Source organism: Streptomyces sp. CA-249302 (assembly GCF_050936785.1).
Classification (GTDB): Bacteria; Actinomycetota; Actinomycetes; order Streptomycetales; family Streptomycetaceae; genus Streptomyces.
The window spans coordinates 2,724,907-2,746,363 of the sequence record NZ_JBNJMG010000001.1 but is presented as its reverse complement, the minus strand read 5'-3'; the positions used below and the strand labels follow the sequence as shown (position 1 = coordinate 2,746,363).

At 70.5% G+C, this 21,457-nt stretch carries 21 protein-coding genes; 13 read left to right on the top strand and 8 right to left on the bottom strand.

Annotation, left to right across the window (positions count from 1 at the left end; genetic code table 11):
• Positions 1-19: 19 nt before the first annotated feature.
• Positions 20-1,012: a DUF3068 domain-containing protein gene (locus ACQEWB_RS12410; protein WP_432830094.1), complete on the top strand. Its 993-nt coding sequence runs from the start codon at positions 20-22 to the stop codon at positions 1,010-1,012.
• Here the strand turns inward: ACQEWB_RS12410 and hrpB are convergent.
• Positions 1,002-3,482 (bottom strand): ATP-dependent helicase HrpB, encoded by a 2,481-nt coding sequence (hrpB, locus tag ACQEWB_RS12405; protein ID WP_432830092.1) that lies wholly within the window; start codon positions 3,480-3,482, stop codon positions 1,002-1,004. The genes ACQEWB_RS12410 and hrpB overlap by 11 nt on opposite strands.
• Positions 3,483-3,531: 49 nt before the next feature.
• Positions 3,532-4,356: a class I SAM-dependent methyltransferase gene (locus ACQEWB_RS12400; RefSeq protein ID WP_432843772.1), complete on the bottom strand. Its 825-nt coding sequence runs from the start codon at positions 4,354-4,356 to the stop codon at positions 3,532-3,534.
• Positions 4,357-4,731: 375 nt separating this feature from the next.
• On the opposite strand from ACQEWB_RS12400, the gene rpsA reads away from it, so the two are divergent.
• From rpsA to ACQEWB_RS12375, 5 genes are all read left to right on the top strand, one after another.
• Entirely contained in the window at positions 4,732-6,234 is a 1,503-nt protein-coding gene (gene rpsA, locus ACQEWB_RS12395) for a 30S ribosomal protein S1 (protein WP_432830090.1), read from the top strand.
• 240 nt (positions 6,235-6,474) lie between these two features.
• Positions 6,475-8,001 (top strand): flavin monoamine oxidase family protein, encoded by a 1,527-nt coding sequence (locus tag ACQEWB_RS12390; RefSeq protein WP_432843770.1) that lies wholly within the window; start codon positions 6,475-6,477, stop codon positions 7,999-8,001.
• 113 nt (positions 8,002-8,114) lie between these two features.
• Entirely contained in the window at positions 8,115-9,053 is a 939-nt protein-coding gene (locus ACQEWB_RS12385; RefSeq protein ID WP_432830088.1) for a PAC2 family protein, read from the top strand.
• Between the two features lie 45 nt (positions 9,054-9,098).
• Positions 9,099-9,728 (top strand): dephospho-CoA kinase, encoded by a 630-nt coding sequence (coaE, locus tag ACQEWB_RS12380; protein WP_432830086.1) that lies wholly within the window; start codon positions 9,099-9,101, stop codon positions 9,726-9,728.
• A 50-nt stretch (positions 9,729-9,778) separates the two neighbouring features.
• On the top strand, positions 9,779-10,165 hold the full coding sequence (locus tag ACQEWB_RS12375) for a tetratricopeptide repeat protein (RefSeq protein WP_432830084.1): 387 nt from the start codon (positions 9,779-9,781) through the stop codon (positions 10,163-10,165).
• 31 nt (positions 10,166-10,196) lie between these two features.
• Here the strand turns inward: ACQEWB_RS12375 and ACQEWB_RS12370 are convergent, their stop codons facing one another.
• Positions 10,197-10,463, bottom strand: coding sequence for a DUF6343 family protein (locus tag ACQEWB_RS12370; protein ID WP_432830082.1), 267 nt, complete (start codon positions 10,461-10,463; stop codon positions 10,197-10,199).
• 76 nt (positions 10,464-10,539) lie between these two features.
• Here ACQEWB_RS12370 and ACQEWB_RS12365 point away from each other — a divergent pair, with 76 nt between their 5' ends.
• Positions 10,540-11,439 (top strand): acyltransferase domain-containing protein, encoded by a 900-nt coding sequence (locus tag ACQEWB_RS12365; RefSeq protein WP_432830080.1) that lies wholly within the window; start codon positions 10,540-10,542, stop codon positions 11,437-11,439.
• Positions 11,440-11,522: 83 nt separating this feature from the next.
• On the top strand, positions 11,523-11,978 hold the full coding sequence (locus ACQEWB_RS12360) for a DoxX family protein (protein ID WP_432830078.1): 456 nt from the start codon (positions 11,523-11,525) through the stop codon (positions 11,976-11,978).
• Between the two features lie 17 nt (positions 11,979-11,995).
• On the opposite strand, the gene ACQEWB_RS12355 is transcribed toward ACQEWB_RS12360, so the two are convergent.
• Both ACQEWB_RS12355 and ACQEWB_RS12350 read right to left on the bottom strand, forming a co-directional pair.
• The gene (locus ACQEWB_RS12355) at positions 11,996-12,478 is read right to left on the bottom strand and encodes an RNA-binding S4 domain-containing protein (protein WP_432830076.1); all 483 of its coding nucleotides are present in this window, start codon (positions 12,476-12,478) and stop codon (positions 11,996-11,998) included.
• 90 nt (positions 12,479-12,568) lie between these two features.
• Complete coding sequence (locus tag ACQEWB_RS12350) at positions 12,569-13,981, bottom strand: MFS transporter (RefSeq protein ID WP_432830074.1); 1,413 nt, start codon at positions 13,979-13,981, stop codon at positions 12,569-12,571.
• A gap of 179 nt (positions 13,982-14,160) precedes the next feature.
• Between ACQEWB_RS12350 and ACQEWB_RS12345 the strand changes: the two genes are divergently transcribed.
• Complete coding sequence (locus ACQEWB_RS12345; RefSeq protein ID WP_432830072.1) at positions 14,161-15,015, top strand: helix-turn-helix transcriptional regulator; 855 nt, start codon at positions 14,161-14,163, stop codon at positions 15,013-15,015.
• Positions 15,016-15,065: 50 nt separating this feature from the next.
• The gene (locus tag ACQEWB_RS12340; RefSeq protein WP_432830070.1) at positions 15,066-16,406 is read left to right on the top strand and encodes an MFS transporter; all 1,341 of its coding nucleotides are present in this window, start codon (positions 15,066-15,068) and stop codon (positions 16,404-16,406) included.
• Positions 16,407-16,413: 7 nt separating this feature from the next.
• Here the strand turns inward: ACQEWB_RS12340 and ACQEWB_RS12335 are convergent, their stop codons facing one another.
• On the bottom strand, positions 16,414-16,632 hold the full coding sequence (locus tag ACQEWB_RS12335) for a hypothetical protein (RefSeq protein ID WP_432830068.1): 219 nt from the start codon (positions 16,630-16,632) through the stop codon (positions 16,414-16,416).
• A 73-nt stretch (positions 16,633-16,705) separates the two neighbouring features.
• Here ACQEWB_RS12335 and ACQEWB_RS12330 point away from each other — a divergent pair, with 73 nt between their 5' ends.
• A complete protein-coding gene (locus tag ACQEWB_RS12330) occupies positions 16,706-17,398 on the top strand; it encodes a uracil-DNA glycosylase (protein WP_432830066.1) in 693 nt (230 codons plus the stop codon).
• Between the two features lie 62 nt (positions 17,399-17,460).
• Positions 17,461-18,432: a prolyl aminopeptidase gene (gene pip, locus ACQEWB_RS12325; protein WP_432830064.1), complete on the top strand. Its 972-nt coding sequence runs from the start codon at positions 17,461-17,463 to the stop codon at positions 18,430-18,432.
• Here pip and ACQEWB_RS12320 read toward each other — a convergent pair.
• Entirely contained in the window at positions 18,416-19,051 is a 636-nt protein-coding gene (locus ACQEWB_RS12320) for a hypothetical protein (protein WP_432830062.1), read from the bottom strand. The two genes, pip and ACQEWB_RS12320, sit on opposite strands and share 17 nt — an antisense overlap.
• A gap of 102 nt (positions 19,052-19,153) precedes the next feature.
• Complete coding sequence (locus tag ACQEWB_RS12315) at positions 19,154-19,825, bottom strand: GntR family transcriptional regulator (RefSeq protein WP_432830060.1); 672 nt, start codon at positions 19,823-19,825, stop codon at positions 19,154-19,156.
• A 144-nt stretch (positions 19,826-19,969) separates the two neighbouring features.
• Here ACQEWB_RS12315 and ACQEWB_RS12310 point away from each other — a divergent pair, with 144 nt between their 5' ends.
• Positions 19,970-21,454: an NCS1 family nucleobase:cation symporter-1 gene (locus ACQEWB_RS12310; RefSeq protein ID WP_432830058.1), complete on the top strand. Its 1,485-nt coding sequence runs from the start codon at positions 19,970-19,972 to the stop codon at positions 21,452-21,454.
• Positions 21,455-21,457: the final 3 nt, after the last annotated feature.

Here is a 21,457-nt window from a genome sequence, read left to right as displayed (position 1 = left end):
GTCCGCCCGGGAGGCCGAGATGCGCCGCAAGGCCAGTCTGGTCCTGCTCGCCTTCGCCGTGTTCTTCGCGGCCCTGTCCCCACTGCTGCGCTGGTACGCCTTCCCGCGCCTGGCCAAGATCCCGGCCAACCAGTACCAGGACATGGTCCTCGAGGCGAAGAACGCGACCCTCCTCGACTACGGCACCATGAAGGCGCGCACGGTCCCCAAGGTCACCATCGTGCAGACCCTCAAGGGCAACGTGGAGGCCGCGAAGCAGATCGAGAAGACGGCGGGCCGGGACGTCGTCGTCTGGGACGGCCTCTCCTACGTCCAGGGCCCCGACGGCAAGATGGTCTCCAAGATCCCCGAGCGCTACATCTTCGACGCCCACACCCAGGCCCCGGTGCACGCGACCGGCGAGATGGTCGACGGCGACCCGGTGAAGCGGACCGGCATCGAGTTCAAGTGGCCCTTCCTGACGCAGAAGCGGGACTACGAGTACTTCGACGCGCAGACCCGCACCACCAACCCCATCCACTACAAGGGTACCCAGGACTTCCGCGGCCTGAAGGTCTACTACTTCGAGCAGACCATCCCCTGGACCAAGGTCCACTTCCCGAAGACCATGCCCGTCAAGGGCATCACCCAGGCGTCGCTCGCCAAGACCGGCACCACCATCTGGTACACGACGGTCCGCAAGTTCTGGGTCGAGCCGGTCACCGGCGCGCCCGTCTACGGCGAGGAGATCCACAAGGAGGAGCTGCGCGGCGGCACCCTCCTCGGCGACCGCGACAAGGTGACGGCCTTCGCCGGCCACGTGAAGATGCGCGAGGACTACATCAAGCACACGGTCGCGCTGGTCAAGTCCAACCGCACGCTGGTCCTGCTGATGACCTCGTACCTCCCCTGGGGCTTCCTGGCCCTCGGCACCCTCCTCCTCGCCCTCTCCCTCTGGCTGGAGGCCCGCGGCCGCCGCCCGGCGGACCCGGAACCCGCCGAGTCCGAGACACCGGAACCGGTCATCGCCTGAGCCGTGCGTTGGTGTACCGGGTCGGCTCGGCGGATGCCGGGTCCTCCGGCCACGGATGCTTCGGATACCGCCCCCGCAACTCGGCGCGCACCCCCTTGTAGCCGTCCCTCCAGAAGGAGGCGAGATCGGCGGTCACGGCGGCGGGCCGCCCGGCCGGCGACAGCAGATGCACCAGCAACGGCACCCCGGCCACGGCGGGCGACTCGTGCAGCCCGAACATCTCCTGCAACTTCACGGCGAGCACGGGCTGTTCGGCGTTCCCGTAGTCGATCCGGATTCTGGACCCACTGGGTACGGCGATCCGCTCGGGCGCCAACTCGTCGAGCCGCCCCGCCTCCCCCGACGCCCAGGGCAGCAGACGGCCGAGCGCCTGCCCGGCGTCGATCCGCCCGAGATCCGCCCGCCGCCGGGCCCGCCCCAACTCCGGCTCCAACCACTCGTCCACGCGCGCGTACAGCGCATTTTCGGAGACGTCGGGCCAGGGCTCCCCAAGATGCAGATGAAGGAAGGCGAGCCGCTGCCGCAGTACGAGGGCATCGGCCGACCAGCGCAACAGACCGAGCCCTTCCTCCCGCAGCCCTTCGAGAAGCGCCTGGCGTACGAGGGTGCGGTCGGCGTCCTTCAACGGCCGCACGGCAAGCTCGATCGCCCCCAGCCGCTCCACCCGCCGCGCGACGACGTCCCCGTCGGCCCAGTGCACCTCCGGGCCCTCGGAGTACAGCGAAGCGGCGGCCTTCCGGGCCATGTCCTCATCCACCACGGCGGCAAGCTGCACACGCGCGTGCCCCTTGCCGACGGGCCGGTCGGCGACGGCGACGGCGATCCAGGGGGCGCCGCGCAGCGGACTGCCCTCACCGAGCTCGGCACGCGTCCCGGAGGCCATGAGATACGACCCGCCGTCGGCCTTGGCGACGCGTTCGGGGAAGGCGAGGGCGGCAACGAGTCCAACGGTGCGGTCGGCGACGTGCTGTGGCGCAGGTGGGTCGTCGGCGTTCGCCCGGAGCCTCCGTACCTCCGCACGCCACCGTCCCGCATAGGCGTCACCCCCACGCCGGGCAGAGCGCAGAGCGGCCGCCAGGTCGTCGCCGTACGCCCGGGGCGCCTCCTCGGACAGCAGCGCGACCACTTCGGCACCCCCAGCGGGAGCGTCGAGCAACGCCCGCCCCAGTCGCGGATGCAACCCCAGCCGGGCCAGCCGCACGCCCCTTTCCGTGGCTCGCCCGACGGAGTCCACCGCGCCGATCGCCGTCAGCACGCCCCGCGCCGCCGTCATCGCCCCGCCCGGCGGCGGATCCAGCAGCGCCAGCCCGGAGGCGTCCGGATCGCCCCAGCACGCCGTCTGGAGGGCGAACGCCGTCAGGTCGGCCACCTTTATCTCCGGCGACGGGAAGCGCGCCAGACGCGCGTCCTCGGCCTCCGCCCAGCAGCGGTACACCGCCCCCGGCGCCTCACGCCCGGCCCGCCCCGCCCGCTGCCGTCCGGCCGCCTGCGACGCCCGTACCGTCGTCAACGCGCTCAGCCCGCGCGCGTGGTCGACGCGGGGCTCGCGGGCCAGCCCGGAGTCGACGACCACCCGCACTCCGGGCACCGTCAGCGAGGACTCGGCCACCGAAGTGGCGAGGACGACCCGGCGCCGTTCGCCCGCCGCCAGCACCGCGTCCTGCACGGCGGCCGGCGCCCTCCCGTGCACCTGGAGCACGTCGACGCCCTCCAGAGCCCCCAACTGCCCCGCCACGCGCGCGATCTCGCCCACGCCCGGCAGGAAGCACAGCACGTCCCCGTCCCGCTCGGCCAACGCCCGCCGTACCGTCGACGCCACGTGGGAGAGGAGCGCGGGGTCCACGCGCATGCCGTGCGGCGGCCGTACCGGACGGCTCGGCGGTGACCACACCACCTCCACCGGATACGAGGCACCCTCCGCCTCGACCACCGGCGCACCGCCCAGCAGCCGCGCCCAGCCGTCCGCGTCCGTGGTCGCCGACGCGGCCACCAGCCGCAGCTCCGGCCGCAGCGTCTCGCGTACGTCCCACAGGAAAGCCGCCGTGGTGTCCGCGTCCAGGTGCCGTTCGTGGCACTCGTCGAGGACCACCACGTCGACGCCGGACAGCTCCTGGTCCCGTTGCAACCGCTGCAACAACACACCGGTCGTCACGACCTCCACGCGCGTGTGGCGGCCCACCACCCGTTCGCCGCGCACGGTGTGGCCGACGCTCGCGCCGGCCTTCTCGCCCAGCAGCCACGCCATCCGCCGGGCCGCGGCGCGGGCGGCGATACGGCGGGGTTCGGCGACCACCACTCGACGCGCAGGCCCGTTCCCGAGCAGCCCGGCCAGCTCCAGCGGCACGAGGGTGGTCTTGCCGGTGCCGGGAGGGGCGACGAGAACCGCCGTCCCGTGCCTCTCCAGGGCGTCGTTCAGGGCGGGCAGCGCCCCGCGTACCGGCAGTGCCTCCAGGGCGTCGTAACGGATCACGCCCCCAGTGTCGTACGACCCCCGAAGACGCCGTCACGCGCGCGTGCTTTCAGTCCCGCTCGCACACGAAGATCGCCGACCCCGGGATCAGGTTCCCGCGCAACGGCGACCAGCCGCCCCACTCCGAGGTGTTCCAGGCCGGCCACTCCGGCTCGACCAGGTCGACCAGGCGGAAACCGCCCGCCACCACGTCCCGGACACGGTCGCCGATCGTCCGGTGATGCTCGACGTAGACCGCCTGTCCCTCCTCGTCCTGCTCGACGTACGGAGTGCGGTCGAAGTAGGAGGCCGAGACGCTCAGGCCCTCGGGGCCCGGCTCGTCCGGGAAGGCCCAGCGGATCGGGTGGGTCACCGAGAAGACGAAGCGGCCGCCCGGGCGCAGTACGCGCCGCACCTCGCGCAGGACGAGGACGGGGTCCGCGACGAACGGCAGCGCCCCGTACGCCGAGCACGCCACGTCGAAGGAGGCGTCCGCGAAGGGGAGGGCGCCGGCGTCGGCGCAGACCAGGGGGAACGTTCCGCCGATGCGCAGCGCGTGCTGGAGCTGGCGGTGGGAGATGTCCAGGGCGACCGGGTGGGCGCCCTGCGCGGCCAGCCAGCGCGAGCACTGGGCGGCGCCGGCGCCGATCTCCAGGACATGCCGGCCCTTCAGGTCCTCGGGCGGACCGAGCAGCTCGGCCTCCACCTCGTCGAGGCCCTCGGGACCCCACACGAAGCGGTCGTCGCCGAGGAACGTGCCGTGCTCGACCTGGTACTCGTCCGCGTTCCGGTCCCACCAGCCGCGGTTGGCGCGGGAGCTCTCCGAGACGTCGGCCTGGCGTCGGGTGGCTTCCGGCTCGAACTCGGTCCCGGAAGAAAGAGGCTCTTGGATGATCGGCTCCCTCGTCGTACTCTTCCCTCCAACCCGACGCCCACGGGTGTGCTCGAGGGCGTCACGGAAGGGGTGTCTCAGGCCTGCGTGGCCTCCAGAGACAGTTCTTGTGCCGGGTATGCGGCGATCCGCCCCGGGTGTGCGCCTTCGCGCATTGACCCTGTCCGGCTGCCCCCGTATGCTACAAGTTGCGCTGCGGGCCTGCGCACCTCAGACGTAGCAGGCTGCGCTCGCATCTGTCGTATGTCCCCTCGGTTGTCGAGGCGCCACCGGATTTCAGTGGCGCTTCCTTGGCTGTCCGGCTTCTTCAGAGCGATCACGGGCTCCCGGCGTAGCAGTACCTACGACTTCAATGTCCGTACCGGAGCCCTTTCCCACATGACGAGCAGCACCGAGACCACCGCCACCACCCCGCAGGTTGCGGTCAACGACATCGGTAACGAGGAAGCCTTCCTCGCCGCGATCGACGAGACGATCAAGTACTTCAACGACGGCGACATCGTCGACGGCGTCATCGTGAAGGTCGACCGGGACGAGGTCCTGCTCGACATCGGTTACAAGACCGAAGGTGTCATCCCGAGCCGCGAGCTCTCGATCAAGCACGACGTCGACCCGAACGAGGTCGTCGCCGTCGGTGACGAGATCGAGGCCCTTGTTCTCCAGAAGGAGGACAAGGAAGGCCGCCTGATCCTCTCGAAGAAGCGCGCCCAGTACGAGCGTGCCTGGGGCACCATCGAGAAGATCAAGGAAGAGGACGGCATCGTCACCGGTACCGTCATCGAGGTCGTCAAGGGTGGTCTCATCCTCGACATCGGCCTCCGTGGCTTCCTCCCGGCCTCCCTGGTCGAGATGCGCCGCGTTCGCGACCTCCAGCCCTACGTGGGCAAGGAGCTCGAGGCGAAGATCATCGAGCTGGACAAGAACCGCAACAACGTGGTCCTGTCCCGCCGTGCCTGGCTGGAGCAGACCCAGTCCGAGGTCCGCCAGACGTTCCTCACGACCCTCCAGAAGGGTCAGGTCCGCTCCGGTGTGGTCTCCTCGATCGTCAACTTCGGTGCCTTCGTGGACCTGGGTGGCGTCGACGGTCTGGTCCACGTCTCCGAGCTGTCCTGGAAGCACATCGACCACCCGTCCGAGGTTGTCGAGGTCGGCCAGGAAGTCACCGTCGAGGTCCTCGACGTCGACATGGACCGCGAGCGTGTCTCCCTGTCGCTGAAGGCGACGCAGGAAGACCCGTGGCAGCAGTTCGCCCGGACCCACCAGATCGGTCAGGTCGTCCCGGGTAAGGTCACCAAGCTGGTTCCGTTCGGTGCGTTCGTCCGCGTGGACGAGGGCATCGAGGGTCTGGTCCACATCTCCGAGCTGGCCGAGCGCCACGTGGAGATCCCGGAGCAGGTCGTCCAGGTCAACGACGAGATCTTCGTCAAGGTCATCGACATCGACCTCGAGCGCCGCCGCATCAGCCTCTCGCTGAAGCAGGCCAACGAGGCCTTCGGTGCCGACCCGGCCACGGTCGAGTTCGACCCGACCCTGTACGGCATGGCCGCGTCCTACGACGACCAGGGCAACTACATCTACCCCGAGGGCTTCGACCCCGAGACCAACGACTGGCTCGAGGGCTTCGAGTCCCAGCGTGAGGTGTGGGAGAACCAGTACGCCGAGGCGCAGCAGCGCTTCGAGCAGCACCAGCAGCAGGTCATCAAGAGCCGCGAGGCCGACGCCGCGGCTGCCGCCGAGGGCGGCGACGCCGCCGGTGCGGCTCCGGCCGCGGGTGGCGGCGGCGGTTCGTACTCCTCCGAGGGTGCGGACACCTCCGGTGCGCTGGCCTCGGACGAGGCGCTTGCCGCTCTGCGTGAGAAGCTGGCCGGCGGCCAGAGCTGATCACTGAGCAGTAGCTCTTGAACTGAGGGCCCGTATCCCTTCGGGGGTACGGGCCCTCGGTATTGCAGAAACGTGCGGGATACACGAGTAACCCGTGGGCCGTAATCGGCCGTTGGGAGGCTCCCCCGGTCAATCGTGATCGGAAAGGGGAGCCGAGAGATGGCACAGATCCAGCGTGCGTCCGGTAGCAGCCGCCGCGCATTCCTTCGTGACGTGGGGCTCAGCAGTGGCGCCGGCGCCATGCTCGCCACCATGGGGGCCCTCGGGCTCGCGCCCACCGCGCAGGCCGCTCAGCGGGACGAGCCCTTTCGGGCGCTCAGCGCGGGCGACTTCAGCCTCACCGGGCGTGGCGCCGCCAAGGTGGTCGTCGTCGGAGGCGGGATCGCCGGACTCACCACCGCGTACGAACTGGGCAAGGCCGGCTACGACTGTACGGTTCTCGAGGCCAGAGAGCGCACCGGCGGGCGTAACTTCACCGTGCGCGGTGGGGACACGACCACCGATCTGTACGGGAACACACAGACCGCCCGCTTCGCCGACGGGCACTACATGAACTGCGGGCCCGCCCGTATCCCACAGTGGATGGTCACCCTCGACTACTGCCGTGAACTCGGCGTTCCCATCGAGGTGTTCACCAACGTCAACGCGGACGCGTACATCTACAACGAGTCCGCCGGGATGACCAAGGCGATGCGGTACCGGACCGCGAAGGCCGATGTCTACGGCTACGTCTCGGAGTTGCTGGCGAAGGCCACCGACAAGGGTGCCCTGGACAAGGAGTTGACCTCCGAGGACCAGGAGCGGCTCGTCGACTTCCTGGCGGACTGGGGCGAGCTCGGTGACAAGCTGACGTACGAGGGCGGCGAGCGGCGCGGGTACACGACCGTGCCCGCCGCGGCCGGGACGCCCGGAGTGCTGCTCGGGGACGTGCCCGGCGCCTCCGAGGTGTTCGCCAGCGGTGTCGGGCGCTACTTCTCCTTCGAGTTCGGCTTCGACCAGGCCATGCTGATGTTCCAGCCGGTCGGCGGCATGGACCAGATACCCAAGGCGCTGACCAGGGCGATCGACGCCCGGCGCATCCGTACCGGCGCGGTCGTCTCGAAGATCACCGACACGGGGAGCGGGGTGTCGGTCGCCTACACCCAGGGCGGCCGTACCAAGGTCGTCGACGCCGACTACTGCGTCGCCGCGCTGCCGCCCAACATCCTCGCCAAGGTGCCGCACAACCTCGGCTCGGGCGTGCAGTCCGCGCTGGAGGCGATCACCCCGTCCTCCGCGGCCAAGATCGGGCTCGAGTACCGGTCGCGCTGGTGGGAGCTCGACCACAACATCTACGGCGGCATCACCGAGACCGACCAGGACGTCACCCACATCTGGCACCCCTCGTACGGCTTCCATGGTGAGAGGGGCGTCCTCATCGGGTACTACAACTACGACGACAACGCCGACTCCTACGCCAAGCTCACGCCCAAGGCGCGCGAGGCACGGGCCGTGGCGGCCGGCGTGAAGATCTACGGGGACAAGTACCGCACCGAGCTCGCCTCCTCCTTCTCCCACCACTGGCGTCAGACGGCCCACCTCGAGGCCGCCTGGCACGACACCCCCGGCGGCCCCGACGACGTCCGCTACAAGCCGCTGAATGAGCCCACCGGGCGGGTCTGGTTCGCGGGCGACTGGCTCAGCTACACGGACGCCTGGCAGCACGGAGCGTTCAGCTCGGCGCGAAAGGCGGTGACGGCCCTGCACGCGCGCGTGATGTCCTCGTAGGGCCGCGGCCGGGCATGAAAAGGCAGTAAGAGAGGCCTGACCAGGGGCACGGGCGGGAATGCCCGTGCCCTGGGGTGCGTTGTGCAGTACGAACACGAGGAGGAGCGGTCACTGTGCTTGATCCGCAGGGTTTGTACGCATGGGAGCCGAAGGGGCTGGCCGTCGTCGACATGGCGCTGGCCCAGGAGTCGGCCGGACTGGTCATGCTCTACCACTTCGACGGATACATCGACGCGGGCGAGACCGGCGACCAGATCGTCGACCGGCTGCTCGACTCGCTGCCCAACCAGGTCGTCGCCCGTTTCGACCACGACCGGCTCGTGGACTACCGCGCCCGCCGCCCGCTGCTGACCTTCAAGCGCGACGAGTGGACCGACTACGAGGAGCCCACCATCGACGTGCGGCTCGTCCAGGACACCACCGGCGCCCCCTTCCTGCTGCTGTCGGGCCCGGAGCCGGACGTCGAGTGGGAGCGGTTCGCAAAGGCCGTCGAGCAGGTCGTGGAGCGGCTCGGCGTGCGCCTGGCCGTGAACTTCCACGGCATCCCGATGGGCGTCCCGCACACCCGCCCGGTCGGTCTCACCCCGCACGGCAACCGGACCGACCTCGTGCCGGGCCACCGCAGCCCCTTCGACGAGGCCCAGGTCCCGGGCAGCGCCGAGTCGCTCGTCGAGTACCGCCTCATCCAGGCCGGGCACGACGTCCTGGGCGTCGCCGCGCACGTGCCGCACTACATCGCGCGCTCCCCGTACCCGGACGCGGCGCTGACCGTCCTGGAGGCCATCACGGCCGCCACCGGCCTGGTGCTGCCGGCCATCGCGCACTCCCTGCGCACGGACGCGCACCGCACCCAGACCGAGATCGACCGGCAGATCCAGGAGGGCGACGAGGAGCTCACCTCGCTCGTCACGGGCCTGGAGAACCAGTACGACGCCGTCGCGGGCGCCGAGAGCCGCGGCAACATGCTCGCCGAGCCGGTCGACATCCCGTCGGCGGACGAGATCGGGCTGGAGTTCGAGAAGTTCCTGGCGGAGCGTGAGGGAGACAACTGACTCCTGAGGGGTGCGTTGTCAGAGGCGGGCCGTAAGCTGCCGGGCATGTTGAAAGTCGGCCTGACCGGGGGCATCGGTGCCGGTAAGAGCGAGGTGTCGCGGCTGCTCGTCGGATGCGGGGCCGTGCTGATCGACGCGGACCGCATCGCCCGCGAGGTCGTCGAGCCCGGGACACCCGGGCTGGCGGCCGTCGTCGAGGCCTTCGGCGAGGACGTGCTGGCCGACGACGGCACTCTCGACCGGCCCAGGCTGGGGTCCGTCGTCTTCGCCGACCCGGCCAAGCTGGCCGTACTGAACTCGATCGTGCACCCCCTGGTGGGCGCGCGCTCCCGGGAGCTGGAGCGGGCCGCCGCCGAGGACGCGGTCGTCGTCCACGACGTACCGCTGCTCGCCGAGAACACCCTCGCGCCGCTGTACGACCTGGTGATCGTCGTCGACGCGGCACCCGAGACCCAGCTCGACCGCCTGGTGCGGCTGCGCGGCATGACCGAGGCGGACGCACGGGCGCGGATGGCCGCGCAGGCGACGCGCGAGCAGCGCCGGGCGATCGCGGACGTCGTCATCGACAACGACGTACCGCTGGAGGAGCTGGAGCGCCGGGTGAAGGAGGTCTGGGCCGATCTGGTGCGCAGAGCACAGGGGTCAGGGGACTTGTCTCAGCAGCCTCAGGAATAGCAGGCGCTTTCGGGCGCGTTGAACCCCTTGAGTGAGGGAAGGACTCTGCCGTGCCCGAGACCAGCGGATCGACCGGACGTACTCCGGAGACGCATGTCATCGACTTCCGTGCCGCCGAGCAGTTGCTCAACGCACGGGATCCGCGGGGCGCGGTGAAGCTGCTCGACTCGGTCATCGCCGCGCACCCCGAGAACACCGCCGCCCGGCTGCTGCGCGCGCGTGCCTTCTTCGCCGCCGCCCAACTGCGGCCCGCGGAGCTGGAGTTCACGATCGTCCTGGAGCGCGAGCCGGACAACTCGTTCGCGCACTTCGCGCTCGCCCGCACCTATGAGCGCCAGGGCCGGGACGAGCAGGCCAAGCGGCACTTCAGACTGGCGGCCGCGCTGGACCCCAACCCGCAGTACCTGAAGGCGGCAAGGTTCGACGAGTCGGCGTGAGCCGAGTCACCGGGGGCCGTCCGGTCCGCGGTCACCGGGGCCGGTTCTCCGGTGGGCGGTACGGCGGGACGTCCGGGCCCGGCTGGTAGTGCGGGCCCTGGCGGAGGTGCCGGAGGATGACGGTCATGTCGACGGTGACCACCAGCCACAGCACTCCGCAGGCCACCGCCCAGCCCGGGCGCCCGGCCAGCGCGAAGGCCGCCGTGCCGAAGACCGACCAGATCAGCCCCCACACGCTCAGCCAGAACCGCGCCCGCAGCGCACTGCGCGCGGTCGTCGGCTCACTGCCGGTGCGCATGGCCTGATCACTACTCCTCTTTGCAACGTACTCTTCGATGCGGACGTTCACCAAAGAGCCCGGACCAGGGGGACGCGTGCTGCCCGATGCCGATGAGCTGGCCGAGGTGCTGCTCGACCTCGCCGTACCGCACGAGGACATCAACGAGCTCGTACGCATGGGCCGGCGGGTGACCGACGACCCGGAGCTGCGCGGGATCCTGGAGGCCTCGGTCGGGGAACTCGTCCAGGACATGGGCGAGGTGGGCAGCCCGGTCGACCTGCCCGAGCTCGACTGGCCCTCGGGGCCGCTCCAGCGCTGCTTCTCCGTGTACGTGTTCGTGGCGGCGCTGCCCTACACGCGCGCCTACCACCGCGCACGAGGTGTCCCGGACGAGGTCTCGCGGCACACCCTCGCCGACCTCGGGCGGAACATGGCCGTGCACCGGCGGCGGCACGGGGTGCCGGGCGTGCAGGCCCCGTGGTGGCTGGTCCACCACTTCCGGGGCGAGCTGTACCAGCTGGGGCGGTTGCAGTTCGAGCGGGCCCGGCACGGGGAGCGCACGGCGCGGATGATCGCGGGGGCCGGCCTCGACGTGACCTCGGGCATGCCCTGCCTCAACCTCCACATCCCCGACTACCTCGGCCCGTTGTCGCCGCGGGCCTGCGACCGTTCGCTCGCGCTGGCCGCCGAGTTCCTCGCCCGGCACTTCCCCGAGGAGAAGTACCGCGCCGCGCTCTGCCACTCCTGGCTGCTGGACCCGCAGTTGAAGGAGTACCTGCCCGCCGACTCCAACATCCTCCGCTTCCAGGAGAGGTTCCGACTGGCTCGCCGGGACGCCGAGCCGGCCGACGCCGAGCCGGTCCAATTCGTGTTCGGGGACCCGGGGTTGGCGGTGGCGTCGCTGCCCCGGCGCACCGCAGTGGAGCGGGCCGTGGGGGACCATCTGCGGGCGGGCGGGCACTGGTACGTCGGGCACGGGTGGTTTCCCCTCTAGCCCGCTCCCACCGATGAGTTCGGACGCGCGCCCCGGTCTATCCCTGTGACAGCGACACCAACCGCTCACCGCAGGAGACCACCATGTCCGAGACCACCGTCCCCGTCGCCACCGCCTCCTCCGGCACCGTCGTCGCCGAGTCCGCGACCGCCCGTGGCCGCCGCGCCCGGATCGCCCTGCGCACCCTCCAGGTCGTGCTCGCCCTCTTCTACGCCCTCGCGAGCGCCCTGCCCAAGCTGATCGCCAACTCCTACGCTGTCGACTCCTTCGACAGGATCGGCTGGGGCAGCACGGGCATGTACACCATCGGCGCGCTCGAACTCGCCGGTGCGGTGGCCCTGTTGATCCCGGTGCTTCAGTCGGTGGCCGCGGGCGCGCTGAGCCTGCTGATGGTCGGGGCGTTCTTCGTCCAGCTCGTCGTCTTCGGCGGCGAGAACGCGGCGACCCCGCTCATCCTGATCGTGCCGCTGCTGCTGATCGCCTGGGCGCGGCGGGGCGCCAACCGGGAGCTGGTGAATCTGGTACGACGACGGGCCTGAGCCCGCCAGGCCCGGGGTCAGTGCCCGCCCGGGTGTCCTGTGCCGCCGTGGCCGCCGCCCGTCAGACCGCGCAGGCGTTCCAGTTCGCGGCGGTCGCGCTTGGTGGGGCGGCCGGTGCCGCGGTCGCGGATGCCGATGGGGGCGACGGCCTCGCGGGGCGGCGGGGGAGGGGAGTTGTCGACATAGCACTGAACAGCCACGGGGGCGCCCACGCGCTTGCGGATCAGGCGTCTGACGATGACGATCCGCTCCCGGCCCTCCTGGCGCAGCCGCACCTCGTCGCCGATGCGCAGGGAGTGGGAGGGCTTCACGTTCTGGCCGTTCACCCGCACATGGCCGCCCTTGCAGGCGGTGGCGCCGGCCGAGCGGGTCTTGATCAGGCGTACCGCCCAGATCCAGCTGTCGACCCGCACGGACGTGCCGTCTGCGGGTCCCGCGGCCTCGGCGGCGGCGATGGCGGCGGCCACCTCGGGGTCGACGTTCCTGTCCTCGTCAGCCATGCCCTGACCCTAGCTCCCCGGGACCGGGCACCCCGCACGGTTTTCACCTCGATGTCCGGCATCCGCCACTGCCGCGGACGGGAGAGCACCTCAGCGCCCTGCTCCTCGTGCGCGCAGGAACACCGCGCTGGTGACGGTGCCGAGCAGGACGACGGCCGCGTTCACCGCGATCGCCGTCTTCAGGCCGCCCAGGACGGCCGCGGTGCCGGAACCGGTCATCGCCGCCGTGGCGACCGCGCTCATGACCGGCGTGCCCATGGTGATGCCGATCTGCTGGGTCATGGTGGCGAGACCGGTGGCCAGGCCCTGTTCGTGGTCGGCCAGGCCCGAGGTCGCGGTGACCATGAAGCCGACGATCACCAGCATGTTGCCGACCCCGCCCACGAAGGTGCCGGTCAGCAGCAGCCACAGCGAGGTGCGGGTGTCGCCGAGGCCCAGCAGGGTCGCCGTGGCCACGGTCTGCGCGATCCCGCCGACGATCAGGGCCGGGCGGCTGCCGAACCGTCCGATGACCATCGGGGCGACGGAGCCGCCGACGACCGTACCCAGGCCGAGTACACCGAAGCTCAGACCAGCGGCCAGTGGGGAGAAGCCGAGCACTTCCTGGAGGTAGAGGGTGAGCAGGAAGACCAGGGACGTCTCGGTCAGGAACGCGATCAGACCGGCGACGTTTCCCCAGGCCACGGAGCGCTTGCCGAGCACGGTGAGGGGGACCAGCGGAGCGGTGACGCTGCGCTCGACGCCGTAGAAGACCAGCAGCAGTACGACGCCGGCCGTGAGCGACAGCAGGGCGGTGGGGGAGCCCCAGCCGGACTCGCCGGCCCGGGTGAGGCCGAAGACGATCGCCAGCAGGCCGAGGGTGACGCTGACCGCGCCGGGCAGGTCCAGCTTCGGGCGTTCGGCCTGGCGGGACTCCTCGACGACCGTCGGGGCGGCGAGGAGGACGGCGAGGGCGACAGGGACATTGATGAAGAACGCCCAGCGCCAGGAGAGGAGGTCTGTCAGGAGGCCGCCCAGGATGGCGCCGGTGGTGAAACCGGCCGACATCAGCGCCCCGTTGAGGCCGAGCGCCTTCTCGCGCAGCGGGCCCTCCGGGAAGGACGTCGTCAGCAGGGAGAGGGCCGCCGGGGTGACCGCGGCGGTCGCCAGGCCCTGGAGGATCCGTGCCGTGATCAGCAGCTCGGGGCTCTGTGCCAGGCCGCCCAGGAGCGAGGCGGCGCCCAGGACGGCGAGGCCTCCGAGGAACAGGCGGCGGCGGCCGAACAAATCCGCGACCCGGCCGAAGAGGAGCGTGAATCCGGCCGCGCACAGGGCGAACGCGGTCCCGATCCACTGGAGGTGCGCCATCGAGAAGCCCAGGCCGTCGCCGATGACGGGGAGGGCGACGTTCAGGATCGAGAAGTCCACGGCCAGCATGAACTGGGCCGCGAGCAGGAGGACCAGGACCAGGCGGAGGCGGGGGGTGAGGGTGGTGCCGGGTGACCTCGTGTCGCTGGCGGTCATGACGTCGTAACCCTTCCTGACGGTCTTTCGGCGCTGCGTGCCGCGCCGTTCAGGAAGGCTCACTCGCTGGGGTGGGCCCAGCCAGAACCTGCTCGTGGGTGGTCATGGCGTGACCACCCTCGGCGACCCCGTTCGCACAGGCCGGCGGGCATCATGGGGACGAGAGAAAGGAGGCGGTGGTGGAGGCCTTGTCCGAGTTGGGGGACTTCCTCAAGTCCCGCCGTGCCGCGGTGCGTCCCGAGGACGTCGGCATCAGTCCGCTGCCGAGCCGCCGCCGTGTCGCCGGGCTGCGCCGCGAGGAGTTGGCGATGCTCGCGGGCGTCAGCATCACGCACTACACGCGCCTGGAGCAGGGGCGTGGGAACGGCGCCTCGGACGCCGTACTCGAAGCGATCGCACGCACATTGCGGCTGACCGAGGACGAGACGGCGCACCTCAAGAGGCTCGCCCGACCCGTCTCCGGGTCCCGGTCGACCCCGGTGCGGGCTCCCCAAGTGAGCGCGTCAGCACGGCAGTTGCTGACGGCGATGACCGAGGTGCCCGCCCTCGTCCTGGACCGGCGCGGTGACGTCCTCGCCTGGAACCGGCTCGGGCACGCCCTGCTCGCCGGACATCTGGAACCGGACGCCCGCCCCAATCTGATCCGGATGCTCTTTCTCGACGAGCGATACCGGGAGCTCTACCCGGACCGGACGGAGGAGGTCCAACTCGCCGTAGCGTCCCTGCGGTTGGTGGCCGGTCGGCATCCCGACGACCGCAGGCTGGCCGAGCTGATCGGCGAACTCTCCATGAAGTCGAGGGAGTTCACATCGCTCTGGGCCCGACACCCGGTGCGCACCTGCACCTCGGGCGTCAAACGCCTGTGCCACCCGCTGGTCGGCCCGATGGACCTCGCCTTCGAGAACCTCGACATCCCCGGCAGCTCCGGACAGCGGCTGATCGCCTACACCGCCGAGCCCGGTTCCCCGTGCGAGGCGGCGCTGCGGCTGCTGGGTGACCTCACCGCCGTATCGGCTCATGACCGCACCTCTTGACATGTCCGCGGCCGGGTAGCACGCTCACCGCACCTCGTTCGGGAGCCGCCATGACCGTGCAGGAGTCCCCCGTCCTCCCCGAAGCGATGCGCCGGCACCGCCGCCGTGCCGTGGTCGCCAGTACGGTCGGTACCGCGATCGAGTGGTACGACTTCTTCCTCTACGGGACCGCCGCCGCCCTGGTCTTCCCGCAGGTGTTCTTCCCGGGCGCGGAGCCGTACACCGGAGTGCTCGCCTCGTTCGCCACGCAGTTCGTGGGGTTCGCCGCGCGACCGCTGGGAGCGGCGATCTTCGGGCATGTCGGGGACCGGATCGGGCGCAAGTCCACCCTCGTGACCACGCTCGTGCTGATGGGTGTCAGCACCTTCCTCATCGGCCTCCTGCCCGGCTACTCCAGCTTCGGTCTCGCCGCGCCGCTCCTCCTCGTGCTGCTGCGGGTCGCCCAGGGCATCGGCGTCGGCGGGGAGTGGGGCGGCTCGGTCCTGCTCTCCATGGAATGGGGGCCGGAGCGCCGCCGCGGGCTGATGGCCAGCTGGCCGCAGCTCGGCGTGCCGCTCGGTCTGCTCGCCTCCACCGGCATGGTCAAGCTGATGAACGCCACCGCCGGCGACGGCTTCGACAGCTGGGGCTGGCGGGTCCCCTTCCTGGCCAGCGCGGTGCTGATCGGCATCGGGCTGTACGTGCGGCTGCGCGTGCTGGAGAGCCCGGCCTTCACCGAGGTCAAGGAGGAGCGGGTGCTGGTGCGGCAGCCGGTCTGGAGCGTGCTGCGCCATCAGCCGCTCACCGTGCTGACCTCGGCCTTCGTCCGGATGTCGGAGCAGGCGCCGTTCTACCTCTTCATCACCTTCGTGCTCACCTACGGCACGAAGGAGCTCGGTCTGGCGCGCGGCGACCTGCTGAACTACACGCTCGTCGCGGCCGCCGTCGGGCTGGTCAGCGTCCCGCTCTTCGGCCACCTCTCCGACCGCTTCGGACGCCGCCGGATCTACGGCATCGGCATCGTCTGCACCGCCCTGTTCGCGTTCCCGTACTTCGGCCTGCTCAACACCGGCAGCTCCGGGCTCGTACTGCTCGCGATCGTGCTCTCCCTGGTCTTCCACGACATCCAGTACGGCCCCCAGGCCGCGCTGATCGCCGAGGGCTTCGGCACGAACGTCCGCTACAGCGGCGCCGGGCTCGGCTACCAGCTCGCCTCGGTCATCGCGGGCGGACCGGCGCCGCTCATCGCCACGGCGATCCTGGAGCACACCGGCTCCAGCACGGGCATCAGCTGGTACATCGTCGGCTGCTGCGCCGTCGCCATGGCCGCGCTGCTGATGATGCCGCGCCGGGTGTCCGAGGGCACGGCCCCGCGGCGGGCGGTGCCCGCGAGCACCGACGCGGAGGCCTGACCAGGGCCTACGGCGTGTTGCCCCACTCGTACGGTCCGCCGCCCTGCCACTCGATCAGCTCGGGGTCGTCGACCGCCCGGTCCTCGGTGGGCAGGCCGGCCCGGTGCACGAAGTCCAGCACGTCGAACAGGCTGTATGCGGTGCCCATACGCTCGCCGTCGACCGTCACATGCCGGCCGCCGTCCGACTCCGGCGGCAGCACGACCACACTGGGATGCGCGTCCATACCTCCAGCATGCGCCGTGGCCGGGCCGGACAGCTCGCTGACGGCGGGGTTCCTTGGGCCATACCGTTGACATATGGACCATCTCGCCGAGCTCGACGCCCGCGTCGCCGGGTGCACGGCCTGCCCCCGGCTCGTGGCGTGGCGGGAGGAGGTCGGGCGGGTCAAGCGCGCGGCCTTCCAGGACTGGACCTACTGGGCGCGCCCGGTGCCCGGCTTCGGCCCCGCCGACGCCCCGCTCCTGATCATCGGCCTCGCGCCCGCCGCCCACGGCGGCAACCGCACGGGTCGCATGTTCACCGGCGACCGCTCCGGGGACGTGCTGTACCAGGCCCTGTACGACATCGGGCTCGCCTCGCAGCCGACCTCGGTGAGCATCGACGACGGCCTCGAACTGCACGGCGTCCGCATCACCGCGCCCGTCCACTGCGCCCCGCCCGAGAACAAGCCGACGCCGGGGGAGCGGGACGCCTGCCGGCCCTGGCTGGTCCAGGAGCTGAAGCTGCTGCGGCCGACGCTGCGCGCGGTGGTCGTGCTCGGCGCCTTCGGCTGGCAGGCCGCGCTGCCCGCGTTCACCGAGGCGGGCTGGGCGGTGCCGCGGCCCCGGCCGGTGTTCGGCCACGGCACGCGCGTGCCGCTCGACGGCCTCGACCTCTTCGGCTGCTTCCACGTGAGCCAGCGCAACACCTTCACCGGCAAGCTCACCCCGGAGATGCTCCGGGACGTGCTGCGCACGGCGGGGGAGGCGGCGGGGCTGCCGGTGAAATGAGCCGGCGGCTCAGGTCGCGAAATGGGGAGGCGCCACGGTCGCGGCAGGGTTACGGTGCCCGGATGCCCATCCACCCGGAGATCGAGCCCTACGACCACGGCCTCCTCGACGTCGGCGACGGCAACCGCGTCTACTGGGAGACCTGCGGAAACCCCGACGGCAAACCGGCGGTCGTCCTGCACGGCGGCCCGGGCTCCGGCAGCTCCCCCTACTTCCGGCGCCTCTTCGACCCCGCCGCCTACCGGATCGTCCTCCTCGACCAGCGCGGCAGCGGACGCTCCACGCCGAACGCGAGCGCGTACGACACCGACATGAGCGTCAATACGACGGCTCGTCTCATCGCCGATCTGGAGCTGCTGCGGCGGGAGTTGGGGATCGGGCGGTGGCTGGTGTGGGGCGTTTCGTTCGGGTCGGTGCTCGGGCTGCGGTACGCGCAGACGCATCCGGAGGCGGTGAGCGAGATCGTGCTGACCGGGGTCGCGACCGGCTCCAACGCCGAAGTCGCCCTGCTGACCAGGGGACTTGGGAAGATCTTCCCGGAGGCCTTCGAGCGGTTCGTGAGTGAACTGCCGGAGGACGAGCGGGACGGCAACCTCGCCGCCGCCTACAGCCGGCTGCTGGAGTCGCCGAACCCGGAGGTGCGGGCGCGGGCCGCGCGGGCCTGGACCGACTGGGAGACGGCGACGATTCCCGCGGCGCCCAGGTCCGTCGAGCGGTTCGAGGACGCGGAGTTCCGGATGGGCTTCGCGCGTACGGTCACGCACTACTTCGGCAACGACCACTTCCTCGGCGAGGGCAACGACGAGGGCGTCGTCCTGCGGGACGCGCACCGGCTGAAGGGCATCCCGGGCACGCTCGTCCAGGGCGGGCTCGACTTCGGCAACCTGCTCGGCATCTCCTGGCGGCTGCAACAGGCCTGGGCCGGAAGCGAGTTGGTGGTCGTCGACGAGGTGGGGCACAACGCCGGGGCGGCAGGCATCGGGGAGGCGCTGGTGGCGGCGACGGACAAGTACGCGCTCAGGTCAGCTTCTTGAGCTGGGCCTCGACGACTTCTTCCGGTACGGCGGCCGTCTTGTCGCTGTTGGACTTGGAAGGTCTGACGAAGGTGGTGAACATGGCGATCGTCGCCCCCTGCCGGACGGCCAGCACGGTGTAGGGGACCTTGACGGTGCTGTCGGGCAGCAGCTGGGTGAGCTCCAGGGAAACGGAGTCGTCGCCGTAGTCGGTGCCGGACCGGACGCCCACGCCCTGGTAGTCGAAGTCCGCCATGACGTCCTTGAAGGTCTCGCACTTCTCGGCGGCCTTCTTCAGCGAGTCCATCACCTGGGCGGCGTCCTCGGCGCTGTGTGAGGAGAGGGTCATCTGTGTTCCCTGGCCGGCCTTCTTCGGGAAGACCGACCGGGCGACGCGCGCGGTGGCCGCGTAGCCGCTGCTGCCGCCGATCGCGGCGGCGAGGGGCGTGCACTCGGACGGTTGCGCCGTCCTGCGGGAGGCGAAGGTGGCGGACAGGGCGCGCTGCACCTCGTAACCGTCGAGGTCGGCGCTGGTGACCGTGGCCTTCTCCAGCTCCGCCGCGCTCAGGGTCCGGGCCGGTGCCACGTCGGGCGTGGTGTCCTTTTCCGAGCCGCAGGCCGAGATCGGCAGGATGGTCATGAGCATGACGACGAAAACGCCGAAACGGGCTGGTCGGGCCACTGTCTTCCCCCACTGGATGCGGCTTTGAATGCCGCTGGACGCGATTTTGACCGCACGCTGTCAGGCGAGCGGTTCAGTCTCCCCGAAGAGGTGGCGGACCGTCGACCGGTAATTGGTCCGCACGTGGGCCAGTGCGTGCGCGCGGGCCCGGTCCGGGTCGCCGGAGGCGATCGCCTGGTACAACTCGCGGTGTTCCACGAGGAGTTGGGGCCACTCCTCGTTCCGCCGGGTCATCCAGCGCAGTCGGCCGGCGACCGGTTCCAGGGCCGCGGTCAGCAGGCTGTTGCCGGCCATCGCCACGATGCGGTCGTGTAGGCGGCTGTTGATGTCCGTGATCAGTTCCGCGTCCCCGGCCTCGGTCGCGGCCGTCGCCTGGTCCAGGAGCTCCTCGACCTCGGTCAGATCGTCCGGTGTCGCGTTCGACGCGGCGAGCCCCGCGGCGTACACCTCCAGGGCCTCGCGCAGCTCGAAGAGCTCCCGGACGTCCTTCGGGGTGAGGCGGCGTACGACCGTGCGGCGCGGTGTCTCGAAGTGCACGAAACCCTCGGCGACCAGCGCGCGGATCGCCTCGCGGACCGGTACCCGGGAGACCCCGAGGCGCTCGGCCAGCTCCCGCTCGACCAGCCGGTCGCCCGGGCGGAGGCTGCCCGCGATGATCTCCTGCCGCAGGTTCGCCAGGACGCGTTCGCGGACCGCGCCCAGAGGTTCGATCTTCGTCGTCGTGGAGCTCATGGAGACATCTTCTCCGACCTCGGGGGTCTTTTACCGAGCGTTAACAATCGCGACATCGGTCCGAACTCTTGACGGCGGCACCATGACGGCAGTTTGGTATACCAAACGGCTGCCGTCCTCCGTCCCCTTGTCCCTGGAGGCCCCGTGTCCCTCGCCGACCGCGCCGCCGCCACCGGCGCACCAGCGTTCGTCCCCGACCCCCGACTGACCAACGAAGACCTCACCCCCGCCGAGAAGCGGAACTGGAAGGTCTTCGACCTCTTCGCCATGTGGATGTCCGACGTCCACAACCTCGGCAACTACACCTTCGCCGCCGGCCTCCTGGTCCTCGGCATGAACGTGTGGCAGGTCTTCACCTCCCTGCTCGTGGGCTTCGTGCTCATCTACGTCGGCATGAACTGGATGGGCCGGATCGGGCAGCGGCACGGGGTCCCGTTTCCCGTGGTGAGCCGCATCAGCTTCGGGGTGTGGGGCGCCAACATCCCCGCGCTGATCCGGGCCGTGATCGCCATCATGTGGTACGGCATCCAGACCTATCTGGCCTCGGTCGCGGTCAACGTGATGCTGCTCGCCGCGTGGCCGGGGCTGGAGTCCTGGACACACCACTCGTTCCTGGGACTCGACGCGCTGGGATGGGTGTCGTTCGTTTCCCTGTGGCTGATCCAGGCGTTGATCATCAGCCAGGGCATGGAGTCGGTGCGGAAGTTCCAGGACTTCTGCGGGCCCGCCATCTGGCTGGTGATGATCGCGCTGGCGGTGTGGGTGCTGTGGAAGGCCGACTGGAGCATCTCGCTGACGTCCACGCCGCATCCCGTGTCGGTGGGTGAGCAGTGGCGGCAGTGGTTCGGGGCGATCGGGCTGATCCTCGCCACGTACGGCACGCTGATGCTCAACTTCTGCGACTTCTCGCGGTTCGCGCCGGACTACCGGACCGTGCGGCGCGGCAACTTCTGGGGGCTGCCGATCAACTCCACCGCCTTCGTGGTGGTTTCGGTGATCGTGACGGCCGGTTCGCTGGAGGTGTGGGGGCAGGCCATCACCGACCCGGCCGAACTGGTCGCCAAGGTCGGCAACACCTGGGTGATGGTGCTGGGCGCGCTGACATTCGCCATCGCCACGATGGGCGTCAACATCGTCGCCAACTTCGTCTCACCGGCGTACGACCTGGCGAACGTCTGGCCGCAGAAGATCAGCTTCAAGATCGGCGGGATGATCAGCACGGTGGCCGCGCTGGTGGTGACGCCGTGGAACCTGTTCTCCAACCCGACCGTCGTCAACTACTTCCTGGGCGGTCTGGGGGCCTTCCTGGGCCCGCTGTTCGGGGTGATCATGCTCGACTACTACTGGGTGAAGAAGGGCCGGATCGACGTGAACGAGCTCTTCAAGGCCGAGCCCGGGTCGCGGTACTACTACCGCAAGGGCGTCAACCCCAAGGCGCTGTGCGCGTTCCTGCCGGCGGCGGGTGTGGCGGGTGTCCTCGCGCTGGTGAAGACGTTCAGCGATGTGGCCCCGTACTCGTGGTTCATCGGTACGGCGCTGGGTGCCGGGCTGTATCTGCTGCTGTGCCGGAACGACCGGGTGGCCGACCCCGTGGCCGACCCCGAGTTGCCCAAGGCTGCGGAGGTCTGAGGA

Coding starts and splice junctions, on each gene's coding strand:
- ACQEWB_RS12410 (WP_432830094.1), top strand. CDS start 20: ATGCGCCGCAAGGCCAGTCTGGTCCTGCTCGCCTTCGCCGTGTTCTTC.
- rpsA (WP_432830090.1), top strand. CDS start 4,732: ATGACGAGCAGCACCGAGACCACCGCCACCACCCCGCAGGTTGCGGTC.
- ACQEWB_RS12390 (WP_432843770.1), top strand. CDS start 6,475: ATGCTCGCCACCATGGGGGCCCTCGGGCTCGCGCCCACCGCGCAGGCC.
- coaE (WP_432830086.1), top strand. CDS start 9,099: ATGTTGAAAGTCGGCCTGACCGGGGGCATCGGTGCCGGTAAGAGCGAG.
- ACQEWB_RS12370 (WP_432830082.1), bottom strand. CDS start 10,463: ATGCGCACCGGCAGTGAGCCGACGACCGCGCGCAGTGCGCTGCGGGCG.
- ACQEWB_RS12360 (WP_432830078.1), top strand. CDS start 11,523: ATGTCCGAGACCACCGTCCCCGTCGCCACCGCCTCCTCCGGCACCGTC.
- ACQEWB_RS12355 (WP_432830076.1), bottom strand. CDS start 12,478: ATGGCTGACGAGGACAGGAACGTCGACCCCGAGGTGGCCGCCGCCATC.
- ACQEWB_RS12350 (WP_432830074.1), bottom strand. CDS start 13,981: ATGACCGCCAGCGACACGAGGTCACCCGGCACCACCCTCACCCCCCGC.
- ACQEWB_RS12340 (WP_432830070.1), top strand. CDS start 15,066: ATGACCGTGCAGGAGTCCCCCGTCCTCCCCGAAGCGATGCGCCGGCAC.
- ACQEWB_RS12335 (WP_432830068.1), bottom strand. CDS start 16,632: ATGGACGCGCATCCCAGTGTGGTCGTGCTGCCGCCGGAGTCGGACGGC.
- ACQEWB_RS12330 (WP_432830066.1), top strand. CDS start 16,706: ATGGACCATCTCGCCGAGCTCGACGCCCGCGTCGCCGGGTGCACGGCC.
- pip (WP_432830064.1), top strand. CDS start 17,461: ATGCCCATCCACCCGGAGATCGAGCCCTACGACCACGGCCTCCTCGAC.
- ACQEWB_RS12320 (WP_432830062.1), bottom strand. CDS start 19,051: ATGACCATCCTGCCGATCTCGGCCTGCGGCTCGGAAAAGGACACCACG.
- ACQEWB_RS12315 (WP_432830060.1), bottom strand. CDS start 19,825: ATGAGCTCCACGACGACGAAGATCGAACCTCTGGGCGCGGTCCGCGAA.